Annotated in this window: 15 protein-coding genes; 4 read left to right on the forward strand and 11 right to left on the reverse strand. The window is 63.5% G+C overall.

Annotated features, from left to right (window positions below):
• Positions 1-224 precede the first annotated feature (224 nt).
• From ACM43_RS14565 to ACM43_RS14610, 10 genes are all read right to left on the reverse strand, one after another.
• Entirely contained in the window at positions 225-896 is a 672-nt protein-coding gene (locus tag ACM43_RS14565; protein ID WP_271540758.1) for an ABC transporter ATP-binding protein, read from the reverse strand.
• A complete protein-coding gene (locus ACM43_RS14570; protein ID WP_271540759.1) occupies positions 893-1,636 on the reverse strand; it encodes an ABC transporter ATP-binding protein in 744 nt (247 codons plus the stop codon). The genes ACM43_RS14565 and ACM43_RS14570 overlap by 4 nt, the downstream gene beginning before the upstream one ends.
• Positions 1,636-2,592, reverse strand: coding sequence for a branched-chain amino acid ABC transporter permease (locus ACM43_RS14575; protein ID WP_225131369.1), 957 nt, complete (start codon positions 2,590-2,592; stop codon positions 1,636-1,638). Before ACM43_RS14575 ends, ACM43_RS14570 begins: the two co-directional genes overlap by 1 nt.
• On the reverse strand, positions 2,592-3,491 hold the full coding sequence (locus tag ACM43_RS14580; RefSeq protein ID WP_036013410.1) for a branched-chain amino acid ABC transporter permease: 900 nt from the start codon (positions 3,489-3,491) through the stop codon (positions 2,592-2,594). Before ACM43_RS14580 ends, ACM43_RS14575 begins: the two co-directional genes overlap by 1 nt.
• 72 nt (positions 3,492-3,563) lie before the next feature.
• The gene (locus ACM43_RS14585; protein WP_271540760.1) at positions 3,564-5,081 is read right to left on the reverse strand and encodes an ABC transporter substrate-binding protein; all 1,518 of its coding nucleotides are present in this window, start codon (positions 5,079-5,081) and stop codon (positions 3,564-3,566) included.
• Positions 5,082-5,205: 124 nt separating this feature from the next.
• Positions 5,206-5,913, reverse strand: a complete 708-nt coding sequence (locus ACM43_RS14590; RefSeq protein WP_271540761.1) for a hypothetical protein — start codon at positions 5,911-5,913, stop codon at positions 5,206-5,208.
• Positions 5,910-6,347: an acyl-CoA thioesterase gene (locus tag ACM43_RS14595; RefSeq protein WP_271540762.1), complete on the reverse strand. Its 438-nt coding sequence runs from the start codon at positions 6,345-6,347 to the stop codon at positions 5,910-5,912. Before ACM43_RS14595 ends, ACM43_RS14590 begins: the two co-directional genes overlap by 4 nt.
• Positions 6,347-7,255 (reverse strand): fumarylacetoacetate hydrolase family protein, encoded by a 909-nt coding sequence (locus ACM43_RS14600; RefSeq protein WP_271540763.1) that lies wholly within the window; start codon positions 7,253-7,255, stop codon positions 6,347-6,349. The genes ACM43_RS14595 and ACM43_RS14600 overlap by 1 nt, the downstream gene beginning before the upstream one ends.
• Before the next feature lie 45 nt (positions 7,256-7,300).
• Positions 7,301-8,407: a cupin domain-containing protein gene (locus ACM43_RS14605; protein ID WP_271540764.1), complete on the reverse strand. Its 1,107-nt coding sequence runs from the start codon at positions 8,405-8,407 to the stop codon at positions 7,301-7,303.
• A 271-nt stretch (positions 8,408-8,678) separates the two neighbouring features.
• Positions 8,679-9,695 carry a carbon-nitrogen hydrolase family protein gene (locus ACM43_RS14610; RefSeq protein ID WP_271540765.1) on the reverse strand — a complete coding sequence of 339 codons (1,017 nt, stop codon included), beginning with the start codon at positions 9,693-9,695 and terminating at the stop codon, positions 8,679-8,681.
• A 127-nt stretch (positions 9,696-9,822) separates the two neighbouring features.
• On the opposite strand from ACM43_RS14610, the gene ACM43_RS14615 reads away from it, so the two are divergent.
• From ACM43_RS14615 to ACM43_RS14630, 4 genes are all read left to right on the forward strand, one after another.
• Entirely contained in the window at positions 9,823-11,982 is a 2,160-nt protein-coding gene (locus tag ACM43_RS14615) for an indolepyruvate ferredoxin oxidoreductase subunit alpha (RefSeq protein ID WP_271540766.1), read from the forward strand.
• On the forward strand, positions 11,979-13,544 hold the full coding sequence (locus ACM43_RS14620; RefSeq protein WP_271540767.1) for an indolepyruvate oxidoreductase subunit beta family protein: 1,566 nt from the start codon (positions 11,979-11,981) through the stop codon (positions 13,542-13,544). Before ACM43_RS14615 ends, ACM43_RS14620 begins: the two co-directional genes overlap by 4 nt.
• 156 nt (positions 13,545-13,700) lie before the next feature.
• Positions 13,701-14,195 (forward strand): MarR family winged helix-turn-helix transcriptional regulator, encoded by a 495-nt coding sequence (locus tag ACM43_RS14625; RefSeq protein WP_271540768.1) that lies wholly within the window; start codon positions 13,701-13,703, stop codon positions 14,193-14,195.
• On the forward strand, positions 14,195-14,677 hold the full coding sequence (locus ACM43_RS14630) for a MarR family winged helix-turn-helix transcriptional regulator (protein WP_036013385.1): 483 nt from the start codon (positions 14,195-14,197) through the stop codon (positions 14,675-14,677). The genes ACM43_RS14625 and ACM43_RS14630 overlap by 1 nt, the downstream gene beginning before the upstream one ends.
• Positions 14,678-14,687: 10 nt before the next feature.
• On the opposite strand, the gene ACM43_RS14635 is transcribed toward ACM43_RS14630, so the two are convergent.
• The gene (locus ACM43_RS14635; protein ID WP_271540769.1) at positions 14,688-15,416 is read right to left on the reverse strand and encodes an SDR family NAD(P)-dependent oxidoreductase; all 729 of its coding nucleotides are present in this window, start codon (positions 15,414-15,416) and stop codon (positions 14,688-14,690) included.
• Positions 15,417-15,446: the final 30 nt, after the last annotated feature.

Genomic DNA, 15,446 nt, shown 5'->3' on the forward strand with positions numbered 1-15,446 from the left:
CTCGCTGAAAACACAAAACGCCGAAAACAACCCCATGCACAGTAGCCGGTGACAGCGATTTCAATGACTTGGCGGCGAGCCTTGCGGATTTTACGAAAACACGTTGTTCCGTCGGGCAAAACAGGGGCATAATGCCATCATCGCCCCAATTCCAGTTGGTGCGAGTTGAGCAGCTCGTGGAGCTTGGCTTGACCGTCTGTTTCGCGCGCCGAACCGGGCGAGCGCTACGCAAGGACCCGGCTTTCGATTTCGCCGCGCTCGATCGTCAGCGTCACGTCGGCGAAGGTCTCGAGCAGCTTTGGGTTCGACTCGGTGATCAGCAGGGTAATGTCCCGGTCCTGCGAACGAAGCCGACGCAGCGCTTCGGCGTACCTCTGCGCCAGCACAGGGGCGAGTCCCTGGAACGGCTCGTCCAGAATGACGAGGCGGGTGCCTAGCATCAGGGCGCGCCCGAGGGCGACCATCTTGCCTTGGCCGCCCGAGACGGATCCCGCCGGGCGACTCGCCAGTTCCTTGAGTTCCGGCAGGACGGAGTAGGTTCGCTCCAGCCGCCGGCGCGCCTCGTCCGCGCCAAGTTTAGCGACGCGACCGGGCAGAAGAATGTTTTCTTCCACCGTAAAAGCCGAGAAGAGACGACGGTCCTCGGGGGCGTAGCCGATGCCTAAGAAGGGCCGGCGATGCGGAGGAACATGCCCCAGGTCCTGACCGCCCAGGCGCACGATGCCGCTCGCCTTCGTGAAGCCCATGATGGTCCGTACCGTCGTGGTCTTGCCGGCGCCGTTTCGCCCGATGAGCGCGGCGGTCGCGCCCGGCGGCAGCGAGAAGCTGACGCTGCGCAGCACCGGCGCATCGGCGATCGCGACGTTGACGTTCTCGAAGTCCAGCATCGCCGTCATATGCCGATCACCTGTTCGCGGACCTTGGGATCGGCCAGAACCTCCGCGGGCGTGCCGACCTTTTGGATCTTCCCGACGTTCCACACCGCGACTCGGTGGGCATAGCGCTCCACCATGTCCATGTCGTGCTCGACGAAGACCGAGGTCACCTTCTCCTTGGCGAGCGCGGACGTCAGGATGTCCATGATCTCCAGCTTTTCGGCGGAGGCGACGCCCGAGGTGGGCTCGTCCATCAGCAGCAGTCTGGGCTTTAGCGCCAGCGCCAGAGCGATGTCGACCAGCTTGCGTTGTCCCTCGGGGAGCTCCCTCGCCCTGCGAGACGCGTACGATTTGACGCCGACGAGATCCAGAAGGCGTTCCATCTCAGGCAGCTCAGGCAGGGCGGAAAGAGCCGTGAAGCCGGAAGGGCTTCCCAGCCGCGAGGCCGCGGCGATCAGCATGTTCTCCATCACAGTCTGATCAAGAAAGAGCTGCGGTATCTGAAAGGCCCGCGCGATGCCGAGCTTGGTGATCGTGCGCGGGAGCTGCGCGGTGATTTCCTGGCCAAGGAAGGTGATGCTTCCGGCCTGCGGCCGCAGATAACCCGTCGAGATGTTGAGGAAGGTGGTCTTTCCGGCGCCATTCGGTCCGATGATCGCGAGGTTCTCGCCTTGGAGCACATCCAGATCGATACCGTCGGCGGCGACGACACCACCGAACCGGATCTTGATGCCCTTCGCGGAAAGGAGGACGTTGGCCATCAATGTCCTCCCTGCTTCGCCTGGCCGTAGCGCTGCCTGAGACCTATCAGTCCGTTAGGCGCATAGAGAATGATGACGATCAAGACCGCGCCGAGGATCAGCTGCCAGGTGTCGGCCAGGTGGGCCGCCGCATAGAAGCGCACGCACTCGAACATCGCCGCGCCGGCGAACGCTCCGAAGGCGTGGGCGCTGCCGCCGAGGATCGCGATGAAGACGAACTCGCCCGACTTCGTCCAGAACCCGAACTCGGGCGTGGCGATCTGCTGGATGATCGCCACCAGCGTGCCGCCGATGCCGCCGAGAAAAGCCGAGATTACGTAACCTATCAGAAGCACGCGCCGTGCGGACGTCCCGAGATACTCGAGCCGGGTCTCGTTCGATTTGACGGCACGCAGCATGTGTCCGAGCGGGCTATCGAGATAGCGTTGCACGCCGTAGAAGGCGACGACCGCGATCAAGAGGCTCACGTAAAGAATGACGTACTGGAAGGTTTCGGGCGTAAACGACAGCCCCAACAGGGCCGGACGAGGGACCCGGATGCCGTCGGCGCCGTTGGTGTAATGAAACATCTTCTCCAGCAGCGACCACAGCACCATCGAAAACGCCAGATTCAGCATTCCAAAAAAGATCTCCCGGTAGCGCACGACGAAGAGCCCGACGATGAGGCCGAAGACGGCGGAGGTTATGCCGCCCAGCGCGATGAAGAGCACGATGTCGCCGCCACCGACGTACTTGCCCCAGAACGCCGCGGTATATGCCCCAGTAGCGAAGAACATTGCATGTCCGAACGACACCTGTCCCGCCTGCAGCAGAAGAATGATACCGAGAACGACGATGCCCTTCGCTAGGATCAACGCGAACAAGGTTGCCCAGCTCGCTACAAAAAGGGGCGCGACGGCGCTGGCCAGAAAGAAGATAGTCGCGATCGTGGTGACCGGCTTGATGCGACCGCTCATCATATTTTCCTTACCTGCACGGCGCCGAACAGGCCGAACGGACGCACCAGAAGCACCAGCACCATCAGCAGATAGGGAACGAGAACTTCGAATTCCGGCTGGAGATAGATCACGAAGGCACGGGTCAGGCCGATCATCAGCGCGGTGAGCGCGGTGCCCTCGATCTGGCCGAGACCAGCGGTCGCAGCGACGGCAAAGGAAAGCACGATCATATCGGCGCCCATACCGGGGACCAGCGAGGTGGTCGGCGAGGCCAGCGCTCCTCCCAACGCGGCCAGACTCGCTCCGATGACGAAAGTGACGAAATATACGCGTTTTGCGTCAATCCCAATGGCCGTCGAAGCTTCGCGGTCCTCCGTGACCGCAAGGATCACCGCTCCCGACAGGGTCCTGCGCAGGAAGTAGCGGAGCCCGAACAGCGTCGCCAATGCGACGCCGGGCAGCAGAATGACCTGGTATGACGTGTAGCTGACGCCGAACACGGCGATGTTGGGAAGTAGTCTCAACGGCTCCGCGGCGAAGATGGGCTGCACGCCCCAGATCAGACGCTGCAGGTTGTCCATGATCATGAAGGCGGCGAAAGTGATCAGAAGCTGGAGGACGTCCTCCTGTCCAGAGAGCGGTCGCAGCAGAAACCGTTCGATGAAACCGCCGCACACGACGCCGATCACGATGGAGGCGGCCAGCAGCGCGGGATAGGTGAGCCAAGGCGAGATCGGGGCGATTGCAAGGCTGAACGTCGCAGCCAGGTAGGCGCCGAACGCGTACAGCGAACCGTGCGCGACGTTGACCACGCGCAGCACGCCGAAAATCAGGCTGAGCCCGACAGAGACCAAGAACACCAGTGCGGCGTAGCTGATCCCATCGAGGATCGCCAAGATAGCAAGTGTCGAGTTCATGATGGCCTTCGAAAAAAGGTCCGTCCTCCGGGACGCGGCTCGGAGGACGGGAATCAAAAGTCGAGCGTGCCGTTACTGAGCTTTGAAGGTCGGCACGTCCATCTTGACGAAGTCCGGCTTGAGCGTCTTGAGCCACTCAACCGACCGTACGCCCGCCGGGTTGGTGATCATCTTCGGATCGAAGATCATCATGTTGTCGAGCAGCTTGAAGTCGTACCCCGGAACGGACTTGGTGACGCCGACCAGCTGAGCTTCGAGACCCTGGTTGTCCTCGGGCCGCAGCGTAATCGGACGGCCGAAGCCGGTGGCGAACTCAATACCCGCCGTCGCGTCGACGACCTGTTCGCGCGTGGGCCAGTTGCCGCCGTTGGACTTGATCGCCTTGTCGTAGGCGGTCTGCAGAGCCTTGAATGCCTGCGCCATGTGATAGACCGGATAGATCGGCCATGCACCGGTCTTCGCCTTGAAGGCTTCATTGAACGCCTTGAAGGCCGCGTCGTTCTTCTTCTCGGGATGCAGGAACCAGTGGTCTCCGCGCGCGCCGACGATCAGGCCTTCGGGCAAGTCCTTGCCCAGCCGCTGGATCGATGATTCGCCGATCCCGAGCACGAAGGTCGACTGCTGCAACAGGCCGCGTTGACCGGCCTGGCGGACCAGCGTGTCGAGATCTCCGCCCCAAGACGTGGTCAGAACCACATCCGGCCGCAGCGCCAACAGACGGGAGACTTCAGTGGAGTAGTCCGGTGCGCCGAACTTCGGGAAGAGCTCCGCGACGACTTGCACGTCCGGCTTCATCGCCTTGAGCGCGGTCGAAAAGATCTCCCAGCTCTCCCGACCCCATGCATAATCCTGATTGACCACCGCGATGGTCTTAAAGTCGGGCTTGGTCTTGAGCAGGTAAAGGAGCACGGCCAGCATTTCCGGCGTGCCATTCGCCTGAGTCCGGAAATTGTACCGGTACTTCTTGGTTTCGAGGATGGAGGCCGCACCGCAGTCCCACATGAAATTCATGACTTTGAGGTCTTCGGCGACGGGCACCAACTGGGTGCAGCTGCCCGACGAGATCGAAGCAAACGTGGCATCGACCTTTTCGTCCTGCACCACGCGTCGGTAGTTCGAGACGAGCGCTTCGCCTCCCGCGCCTTCGTCGATGAAGGAGAGCTTGACCGGCACGCCGCCGATGCCGCCCTTCTTGTTGAGGTCCTCCGCGATCATCTCCGCCGCGGCCTTCGCCGGCACACCAAAGACTGACGCAGGGCCCGACAGGAACGTCGTGATGCCGATTTTGAGCTCCGACGGCTTGTTCTGCGCAAGCGAGGTGCCCGTAAAGGCCGCAACTACAAGCCCGGCCGCAACCGCAGCCTTGAGAAACTGCATTGAAAATCCTCCCTGTTCTATTGTTGCGCCCGGTTTCAGCCGCCGTGCGCTTCTTCTTGCAACAACGCTACTATAATTGTCGCGTGTTGCCAGCCCTCTTATGCCATTCGCGAGCCGACGAACCCGGTTCGACGCCCTCGCCCATTTTGTCGGCTGCGCATCCGGCCCCAAATGGTCGATGCCTCCAATTCCAGCGCGCGAAAAAACAAACACCGACCGCGCTATGCGCTTTGGGCCCATCGCGACATACTGCGCCGCCGCACGAACTCGGTCGCTATAGGAGCAAAGCAGACGCTGCTTTTGACCGCATCACGCCGCCGGGTTATGGGTACACGGCCTAGGACCTCGCCGCCACCACCCTGGTCAGCATCGGAAAATGCTTGTTGCCGCCTGCGAATGGCGGGAATTTCATGAAGTCGGCACGCATGTGCTTGATCACGTCGGAGCCGAGTGCGTGCGCGAGGGCTTGCGGGCTGTCGAACACCAGCTTGTTGCGTTGCATGTGCTCGACGCGCCGCGACGGTAGCCGGTCGACCCAGTCGATGCGGGTGTAGATCTCGATTTGGCGAACGTTCGGGAAGGTCCGCATGATCGACGGGTGGTGCTCCAGATAATGCAGGTTCCAGGCGTTCATATCCTCGGCCGGGCCGGGATAGTGCACGAGGTAACTGCACGGGGTCGTCGTTCCCGCCGGATGCTCTGCGACATCGACGGGAAACGGGCGCGTCAGCATCACCTGGTGTGCGACATCGAGTCCGGTGAGGCCGGATAGCCCGGCCCCTGTTGCGAGGCTGGCGAGGACGCCGCCGCGGTCCATTGCCGCCTCGCAGGCGAACAGGTCGGGAAACCGGAGTTGAAGCGCAAAGGCGGGGCCGGTGCCGTCGGCCTTGTAAGGATGGTCGACCGACTGTTCGAGCGGCGTGAACAGCAGGGCCTCGGTCATGTCGGGGATCGATCCGACGCGCTCCGCCACAGAGGTAACCTCATCAGGACGAACTCGCCGTTCGCCCGTGGAATCGGAGAATGCCATGAACAGCGAGATCATGCGGGCGTTGCCTCGGTCCCCTCGCCCACACTCACATGCGCCATCAATGCGAGGCGAATGTCATCGGGCCATGGGATGGCGTGATGATCGACCAGCGAAGTCGCAGCAAGGACTTGGCGCGCGCGCCAGCGCGGGCCATTCGCGCCGGAGATGACATGCGCGAGATGGAGAGATGACCCACCGACCCTGATGATGCGCAGGTTGAATGTCAGGAGATCGCCGAACATCGACGGCCGGGAGAAATCGCAATTGAGGTGCACCGTGGGCGTTCCGATCTTCCGGACCGTGATCAGCTCCGGCCATGGAAAACCGATTCCAGCCCAGAAATCTTCGACGACGCCGTTGAGAATGTTTAAATAAGACGGGAAGTACGCGATCCCCGAGGGATCGCAGTCTCCGAACCTGAGCTCGCGCTCGAACGAAAAATTCGTCATCAGATCGCGACGACGGGGTGGCGGATGACACCGACGCCGTCGACGCCGGCCTCGACCACGTCGCCCGGCCAAAGCCATTCCTGCGGGCTCATGCCGGCGCCGACGCCTTCAGGTGTTCCCGTGGCGATGATGTCGCCCGGCTCGAGCGTCATGCCCGACGAAATGTCCGATATCAGCACCGGAATGTCGAAGATCATGTATTTGGTGTTGGAATCCTGCTTCATGACACCGTTCTTGGTCAGCCACAGCCGCAGATCGTGTGGATCGGCAATCTCGTCCGCTGTCACGATGCAGGGGCCGAACGGCGCATAAGTGTCCATGCCCTTGGAGAAGATCCACTGTCCGGCGCGGCGATTGTCGCGCGCGGAAATGTCGATCATCACCGAATAGCCGAAGACGTGGTCCATCGCCTTGTCGGTCGCGATGCGCGTTGCGGTCTTGCCGATGATGACGGCGAGCTCGACCTCCCAGTCGAGCTGCTGTGTCATCTTCGCATTATGCTGGATCGCCGCGCCCGGGCCGATCACCGAGGTCGGCGGCTTGGAGAAGACGACCGGCTGCTTCGGCAGGTCCTTGTCCGTATCCAGGCTCTTGGCCGATTCCGCCACATGCGCCCGGTAGTTCAGCCCGATGCCGAAGATGTTTTTCCGGGGCCGCGGGATCGGCGCCTGGAGCTTGACGTCTTCGACCGCAACCGCCGAGCCGGCCGGGAAGCGGCCATCGGCGTCCGCCAGTGCCTCCTTAAGCGCAGGCAGCAGCGTCACGCTGTTGTCGATGAACGACAGCATTTCACTCGGCCATGTCACGCCGCTGGACGCACCAAGATGCTCGACATCGACGACCAATCCATTGACGAGGGCTCCAAGACGGGCACCGCTGGAGCCCAAGGTGTAGGTGACGAGACGCATGAAAGCTTCTATCCGGCTGTTCTGGTTGAATTCTGCAAGAGCATGTCAGGCGGCAACCGACTGGTAACCGCCATTGTCGCCATAGGCCTCTTCCCGATAGAGCCCGAGGCCTTCGATGACGGGCAGATCGTTGAAGCAGAACAGGCAGGCATCCTCGCTCGCCGAGGCATTGCCGTGCTCGTGCCAGGCCCAGGAGGGAACGCAGAAGATGTCGCGCTCTTCCCATTCGAGCCGCTTGCCGCCGATGATCGAATAGCCGCGCCCCTTGGCGACCTGGTAGATGAAGCTGCCGGTGTGCCGGTGCGACTTTGTCTTCTCGCCGGGGCGCAGCAGCTGCATGCTGGCACCGATCGTCTGCATCACGTGCCCGCCGGTGATCGGGTTGACGTAGTTCATGAGAATGCCGTCATAGGGCGAGCCATCGGTCGCGGCCGCATATTTCTGCAAGGATTCGTAGGTCGGCTCCCACTCATATTTGAACATCGGCGAATAGCCCTTCGACCAGCGCGAGTCCGCCGGCCGAAGGCCGGGATTGCCCCAGGTCCGGGTCATGTCGTCCACGGGGTAGCCGGACGGCTCCTGCTGGATCTTGGGATGCACGACGAAGAAATTGGCTTCCAGCGCGTTGACGAGCGGGATGTCCAAGCCGTCCTGCCAGATGCAGACCGAGCCGTTGCCTTCGACACCATGCTCGTGCCAGGTGCCGTTCGGCGTCAGCACGAAATCCCGCGCGCCCAGCGTCATCTTGTGACCGTCGACGATGGTGTAGGCGCCCGCGCCCTCCATGATGAAGCGCAGCGCCGAGGCCGAGTGGGCGTGGGCCGTGGCGACCTCGCCGGGATGCATCACCTGCAATCCGGAATAGAGCCAGCCGACCGCGGCCGACACGTCGCGCCGCCCGGGATTGTTGAGATAGATCACCCGCCGGCCGGCTTTCTCGGGCGAGACCAGCTCGACCGAGCGCAGCACGTGCTCGCGCAGATCCTTGTAACGCCAGAGCACGGGAACCGAGGCCGATTGCGGCGCCCACGGCTCGATCTTGTTGGCGACGGTCCAGAGCGCTCCGGCTTCGTACCTTTCGAGATCCTTGTAATAGGCCTCGAGCTCCGGGGTGTCCTCGACATTGGCCCGGCCGATCACGTTCTCGCGCATCCTATCCTCCAAGTCCTGTGTCGTGGCGTCGCCTAGCGCATGATGAATCTGGGTCGAGTTGATCGGGCCGCGGGAGTGCTTCGCCTCTCCCGCTTGCGGGAGAGGCCGACGCGCTCGCAGAGCGCGGCGGGTGAGGGCTCTCGCCGCGCAGGGACATCCTCCGCAATCCTCGACAACCCCGACGCGGAGACACCCTCTCCCCAACCCTCCCCCGCAAGCGGGGGAGGGAGCGCACCTTCTTTGCGGTTGGCAGCCGGGCCCAATCTCATCATCATTCCGATCTCAGCGGGATCGGCACAAAACCCTGCTCCGCGGCATCGCCCTCGCTGTCCGCGAGGCCCAGCGGCGTCAGGGGACGCCGGTTGACTCGCAGATCGAAAATGTCGAACCGGTTATAGTGCCCGACGATGTCGTGCATCTGCTTCGGCTGGATGCAGCGCTCGAGGTCGATGTCGGCATAGACGATGCCTTCGTCGTCGATCAAGGGATCGCCGACCACGCGCCCGTCCGGCCCGATGATACCGGAGAATGCGCTCGATTTCCGTTGCAGACGCGCGCGTGCGTCGGGAACGACGGTCTCCATCGCCGCGATGATCTCCTCCGACACGGTCGAGCAGGAGACGATCGTGAAGATCTTGCCTTCGAAGGAGTGGGCAATCGCGCGCAATTTGATCGCCTCCGCCATGTCATAGTCGGGGGGCGCGACGGGAAGCGAGATGTAGCTGGCGACGTGCACGAGCTCACCCTGCCCAAGCAGCGCAAAGCGCGCCAGCGTGTTGGTGTTCTCGCCGCAGGCCAGGCCTCCGAGACGCCCGATCTCGGTATCATAGACGCGCAGGCTCGATCCGTCACCGCCGGTCCAGGTCAGCTTCTCTGCCCAGGTCGGCACCAGCTTGCGATGCTTGCCGAGTAAGGCGCCGTCAGGCCCGATGAATACCAGCGTATTGTAGATCGCGCCGAGCGAGACCGGGCTGCGCTCGTTCACGCCGAGCACGACGTGGCATCCCGTATCGCGCGCGGCCTTGCGGACGACGTCGACCTCCGGCCCCGGCACCAGCACCGACGCCTTGGCGAGCTTCTCAAACCATGCACTGCCGGTAACGGGATCGGTGATCCAGTTCCAATAGGGATAGCCGGGAACGAACACTTCGGGGAACGCGACGAGCTTCGCCCCATTGGCTGCGGCCTCACGGACCAGTGAAGCCGCCTTCTCGGCGGTCGCGCTTGCGTTGAGATAGACTGGTGAAGCCTGGACGGCGGCGGCTTTAAAGCGAGGCAGCTTCAGCATCAGCCCTACCCTGTCGCTGGCTCATGACCGCCTTGTCGGAGGGAGCATCCGCAAGCGTGATAGCATGGCGCGGCGTTGACTTACTTCACATGTAAACGTATGCTATCGCATATTTCTGGAGGGTGCAATGGCTGAACGGTCTTTTGCTCGCGAGGTCGAGGATCTCAGGCTCGGCGACGGCGACACGTTCCGCGGCGAAGGCATCCTCGCCATCACCAAGGCGCTGCTGCAATCGGGCGTCGCCTATGTCGGCGGCTACCAGGGCTCGCCGATCTCGCATCTGATGGACGTGCTGGCCGACGCCAAGGATGTGCTCGACGATCTCGGCGTCGTATTCCAGAGCTCGGCCAACGAAGCCGCCGCCGCGGCGATGCTGTCGGCATCGGTGATGTATCCCCTGCGCGGCGCGGTGGCGTGGAAGTCGACCGTCGGGACCAACGTCGCCTCCGACGCCCTTGCCAACCTCGCCTCGGGCGGTGTCACCGGCGGCACCATGATCATCGTCGGCGAGGACTACGGCGAAGGGTCCTCCATCATGCAGGAGCGTACCCACGCCTTCGCGATGAAGTCGCAGATGTGGCTGCTCGATCCCCGCCCCGAGCATGAATGCATCGTCAATCTGATCGAGAAAGGCTTCGAGCTCTCCGAGGTCTCCAACACGCCAGTCATGCTGGAGGTGCGCGTGCGCGCCTGCCACATGCACGGCAGCTTCGCCTGCAAGGACAATGTCAGGCCGGCGCACACCATCAAGGACGCGCTCAACAATCCCAAGCGTGACGTCAACCGCATCGTGCTGCCGCCGGCAGCCTATGAGCACGAGCAGGAGAAGATCAAGACGCGGATGCCCGCGGCCATCGGATTCATTCGGGACAACAAGCTGAATGAGTGGATGGGGCCGAAGCAGGGCAAGGTCGGCATCATCATGCAGGGCGGCATGTACAACAACGTCATCCGCGCGCTGCAATATCTCGGGCTGTCGGATGCCTATGGCAACACGCAGATCCCGCTCTACATCATGAACGTCACCTACCCCGTGATCGACACCGAGGTGGCGGAATTCTGCGTCGACAAGGACGCCGTGCTCGTCGTCGAGGAAGGCCAGCCGGAATATCTGGAGCAGGCGATCAATACGGTTTTACGCCGCAAGGACATCCAGGCGCGCGTTCACGGCAAGGACGTGCTGCCGATGGGCGGCGACTATACCGCGCAGGTGCTGCTCGGCGGCGTCAGGGAATTCCTGGAGAAGACCGAGCCGCGGCTGCTCGGCAACCGGCCGCCGGCGCCGGACGCAGCGCCCGTGCTCAATCACCCCGCGGTCGAGAAGCTCAAGCAGGTGGTGCCGGCGCGCCCGCCCGGGCTTTGCACCGGCTGCCCGGAACGGCCGATCTTCGCCGCCATGAAGCTGGTCGAGGAAGAGCTCGGCCAGCACCACGTCTCCGCGGACATCGGCTGCCATCTGTTCTCGATCCTGCCGCCGTTCAACATCGGCGCGACCACGATGGGCTTCGGCCTCGGCCCGGCCTCGACCTCGGCCTTCAACGTCAAGGCGGACAAGCGCTCGATCGCGGTGATGGGCGACGGCGGCTTCTGGCACAACGGACTGACCAGCGGCATCGGCAATGCCGTGTTCAACAAGCATGACGGCGTGTTCGTCATCGTCGACAATTACTACACCTCGGCGACGGGCGGTCAGGACATCCTGTCGTCACGCGCGGTCAACAAGCGCCGCAAGACCAACAATTCGATCGTGCAGGCGGTGAAGGGCATCGGCGGCCAGTGGGTGCGCCAGCTCGACCGCACCTACGACGTCGGCAAGATGCGCGACACGCTGAAGGAAGCGCTGACGACGAAAGAGGAAGGCCCGAAGGTCATCGTCGCGTCCTCCGAATGCATGCTGAACAAGCAGCGGCGCGTGAAGCCGCAGATCAACAAGGCGATCAAGGACGGGACGCGCGTCGTCAAGGAGCGCTTTGGCGTCGACGAAGACGTCTGCACCGGCGACCATGCCTGCATCCGCCTCTCCGGCTGCCCGTCACTGTCGGTGAAGCAGCTCGACGACCCCCTGCGCGACGATCCGGTCGCGGCGATCGACAATTCCTGCGTCGGTTGCGGCAATTGCGGCGAAGTCGCCGAGGCCGCCGTGCTCTGCCCCTCGTTCTATCGAGCCGACGTCATCCATAATCCGACTCGCTGGGACATGTTCAAATCCAAGCTCGCCATGAGCGTGATCGGCTGGCTGCAGCGTCGGCGCGACCGCCGGCGGCCGGCGCTCGAGGCACTGGCATGAGAGACGAGACGGTCCGGCTGGCCCTCCCCGCCGCAGGCGAAGCGACCGAGCGGCCGATCTCGATCGCGATCGTCGCGATGGGCGGCCAGGGCGGCGGCGTCCTGACCGACTGGATCGTTCAGCTCGCCGAGAACCATGGCTGGGTCGCGCAGTCCACCTCGGTGCCCGGCGTCGCCCAGCGCACCGGCGCCACCATCTACTATATCGAGGCGATGCCGCCACTCGACGGCCGCAAGCCGATCCTGTCGCTGATGCCGACCCCGGGCGACGTCGACGTGGTGATGGCGGCCGAATTCATGGAGGCCGGGCGATCGATCCTGCGTGGCCTCGTGACGCCGGATCGCACCACGCTGATCGCGTCCAACCACCGGTCGTTCGCGATCGGCGAGAAGATCGCCCCAGGCAACGGCATCGCCGACGGCGGCGCCGTGACCGGCGCCATCGGCATTGCGGCGAAGACCGAGATCATCTTCGATCTGAACGCGCTGGCGATCGCGCATGGCAGCGTCATCTCGGCCGCGATGTTCGGCGCGCTCGCAGGCGCAGGCGTGCTGCCGTTCAGCCGCGACAGCTATCTCGACGTCATCCGCACCGGCGGCAAAGGTGCGAAGGCCAGCGTCGAGACTTTCGAGGCCGCCTTCGAGCGGGTCAAGACCGGCCCGACCGAAGTTGCGGTGCCCGCGCCAACCAAACCGGCCGACGATACCCCCTCTTTGGCGACGCCCGATCCGCAGCTCGGTGAGCTTGTCGCAAGATTGAATCAGGAGTTGTCCGAGCCTGCACTCGGCATGGCTCGTGCAGGCTTGCGGAAGGTCATCGACTTCCAGGACATCGCCTATGGCGGCGAATATCTCGACATCCTCAAGAGGTTGCACGCAGCCGACCGAAACGCCGGCGGTGGGGCACATGCCTATGCCTTCACGGAAGCCGCGGCAAAGTACCTCGCCAACGCCATGACCTATGACGACGTCATCCGCGTCGCCGACCTCAAGACGCGCGCCGGCCGCCGCGCGCGCATCGAGAGCGAGCTCGAGATGTCGAACGGACAGGTGCTCCAGACCACCGAGTTCATGCATCCCCGCATGGAGGAAGTGATGGGCATGCTGCCGGCAGGCTTCGGCCGCTGGCTCGGCGCGCGGCCGCGCCTGCTCGGCTGGCTCGATCGCCGCGTCAACCGGGGACGCCGGGTGCGAACCTACTCGCTGCCCTGGTTCCTGGCCCTCTATGTCGTCGGCGGGATGCGCGGCCTGCGCCGCCGCTCGCTGCGTCACGCCGTCGAGACGGCGCATCGGGATTCATGGCTCAAGGCCGCGACCGAGGCTGTCGGCACCAATTACCAGCTCGGTGTCGAGATCCTGCAATGCCGACGCCTCGTCAAAGGCTATTCAGACACTCACAGCCGGGGGCTGTCGAAATTCGACAGGACGCTCGCGGCGATCAAGCTGGTGGAGCGCCGCGAGGATGCCGCCGACTGGGCGCGCCGCCTGCGGGAGGCCGCGCTGAAGGACAGCGCAGGAACGGCGCTCGACGGCGTGATCCAGACCATCAAGACTTTCGCATGATTCCACGGGCGCCGGACACAGGCTTGGATTGCCGTTCGCCCCGCAGGAGGTCAGGATCGGACGGCTTGACTACGATTCTCAGGTTGTTAATCGGAGCGAACGACCCGCGGTAATTCCCTTCACTCGACGAGACATTCTGTACTCGATGGTCATGCGATGCCGGCAGCACTCAAGGAGAACATTGTTCCCGTCCCCGGGCAGATCGAAACCCGGCTCTGGCTCCAGTTGCTGTCGCTGCATGGTGAGCTGTTCGCCTCGCTCAATTCGATGCTGAGTTCGGAGTTCGGCCTGTCGCTGGCAAAATTCGACGTGCTGGCCCAGCTCGATCGTTGCCAGGATGGCCTGGCGCTCGGGCAATTGTCGCAAAACCTGAAGGTGACCGGCGGCAATGTCTCGGGACTGGTGCAACGTCTTCTCGCCGACGACCTCATCAGCAGGGAGATGTCGAGCGAGGACCGGCGGTCCTTCATCGTGCGCCTGACGCCGAAAGGCGAAGCGCTGTTCCGGAAGGCGGCCGAAATCCACAAGAAGCATCTCGCCAAACGGCTCGAGAACGTCTCGGCCCGGGAGCTGGACGCCGCGTTGTCCGTGCTGAAATCGCTGTCCTCGAAACTTCACACCGAGAGCAAGAAGCAAAGTCGCAAGAGATAATGGCCAGAGAATCCAAGAGCAGATGGAAGTCGGGTCCGCCGAGGACGAGGGACCAGCTGCAAACCTATATTCCGTATCTGTTCAACCGGCTCGCCAATCGCTGGAACCTGGATCAGAACCGCGATTTGAGCGAGCACGGCATCAACAATGTCGTGTTCCGGACGCTGTCGGTACTGTTCATCTACAAGACCCTCACCGTCAACGAGGTCGCCGTTCTCGCGGTGACCGAACAGTCGACGGCGAGCCGCATGGTCGAGTCCATGGTGTCGTCGGGCCTCGTCAAGCGCGAGATCGCCGAGGAGGACCAGCGCCGCCGCGTCGTCGGCCTGACGCCGGAGGGCGAAGCGCTGCTGCGCAAGATCTGGCCGATCATGGCGAACAATTACGACAAGCTGGTCGCGGGCATCGAGCCCGACGACATCGAGGTCTGCGCACGGGTGCTGGCCAAGATGGTCGAGAATATCCGCCAGAACCAGATCTAGAGCGCGCGCGTCAAGGCCCGAGGCCGACGAGGCTGGTGCCGCCGCAGACATAGAGCACCTGGCCGGTGACGAAATCGGAGTGCTCGTCGAGGAAGAACGAGATTGCGTGTGCGACATCCTCGCGCGAGCCGAGCCGCCCGACCGGAACGTTGCGCGCCATCCGCTCCTGCTGCTCGGAGCCCTTCGGGATGATGCCCCAGAAATTATCGGTCAGGATCGGCCCCGGCGCGACGACATTCACGGTGATGCCGCTCGCGGCAAGCTCCAGCGCCCAGGTCCTTGCCATGCCGTGCACGCCGGCCTTGGTGGCCGAATAGGCCGAGCGCGTCACTGCCCCCATCGCGGCGCGCGAAGAGACGAACACGATGCGCCCGAAGCGGCGCGCACGCATCCCTTCCAGCGCCGCCTGGGTCAGGAGCATCGGCGCGCCCAGATGCAACTGCGCGAGCATCAATATGTCTTCCGGCTTGGCGTCGGGCAGCAGGTTCGGCAGGATGACCCCGGCATTGTGGACCAGGCTGTCGACGGCGTGATCGCGGCAGATCTCCTGCGCGATCGCACGCGTCTGTTCGATATCGGTGAGGTCGGCGCGATAGGCCGCGAGCAGATCATGGGTCCAGCCGGGCTGCTCCAGCCCGATCGAGACCACGCGCTGCCCGCGCGCGACGAGCTTCTTCGCCAGGGCCTCGCCGATCCCCGAATTGCCGCCGGTGATGAGGGTGGTGCGGATCTCGCTCATGATCAGACCCTTCTTTGATCAGACCTTCTT

This window comes from Bradyrhizobium sp. CCBAU 45321 (assembly GCF_028128975.1).
GTDB lineage: Bacteria > Pseudomonadota > Alphaproteobacteria > Rhizobiales > Xanthobacteraceae > Bradyrhizobium > Bradyrhizobium yuanmingense.

Coding starts and splice junctions, on each gene's coding strand:
- ACM43_RS14565 (WP_271540758.1), bottom strand. CDS start 896: ATGACGGCGATGCTGGACTTCGAGAACGTCAACGTCGCGATCGCCGAT.
- ACM43_RS14570 (WP_271540759.1), bottom strand. CDS start 1,636: ATGGCCAACGTCCTCCTTTCCGCGAAGGGCATCAAGATCCGGTTCGGT.
- ACM43_RS14575 (WP_225131369.1), bottom strand. CDS start 2,592: ATGAGCGGTCGCATCAAGCCGGTCACCACGATCGCGACTATCTTCTTT.
- ACM43_RS14580 (WP_036013410.1), bottom strand. CDS start 3,491: ATGAACTCGACACTTGCTATCTTGGCGATCCTCGATGGGATCAGCTAC.
- ACM43_RS14590 (WP_271540761.1), bottom strand. CDS start 5,913: ATGATCTCGCTGTTCATGGCATTCTCCGATTCCACGGGCGAACGGCGA.
- ACM43_RS14595 (WP_271540762.1), bottom strand. CDS start 6,347: ATGACGAATTTTTCGTTCGAGCGCGAGCTCAGGTTCGGAGACTGCGAT.
- ACM43_RS14600 (WP_271540763.1), bottom strand. CDS start 7,255: ATGCGTCTCGTCACCTACACCTTGGGCTCCAGCGGTGCCCGTCTTGGA.
- ACM43_RS14605 (WP_271540764.1), bottom strand. CDS start 8,407: ATGCGCGAGAACGTGATCGGCCGGGCCAATGTCGAGGACACCCCGGAG.
- ACM43_RS14610 (WP_271540765.1), bottom strand. CDS start 9,695: ATGCTGAAGCTGCCTCGCTTTAAAGCCGCCGCCGTCCAGGCTTCACCA.
- ACM43_RS14615 (WP_271540766.1), top strand. CDS start 9,823: ATGGCTGAACGGTCTTTTGCTCGCGAGGTCGAGGATCTCAGGCTCGGC.
- ACM43_RS14620 (WP_271540767.1), top strand. CDS start 11,979: ATGAGAGACGAGACGGTCCGGCTGGCCCTCCCCGCCGCAGGCGAAGCG.
- ACM43_RS14625 (WP_271540768.1), top strand. CDS start 13,701: ATGCCGGCAGCACTCAAGGAGAACATTGTTCCCGTCCCCGGGCAGATC.
- ACM43_RS14630 (WP_036013385.1), top strand. CDS start 14,195: ATGGCCAGAGAATCCAAGAGCAGATGGAAGTCGGGTCCGCCGAGGACG.
- ACM43_RS14635 (WP_271540769.1), bottom strand. CDS start 15,416: ATGAGCGAGATCCGCACCACCCTCATCACCGGCGGCAATTCGGGGATC.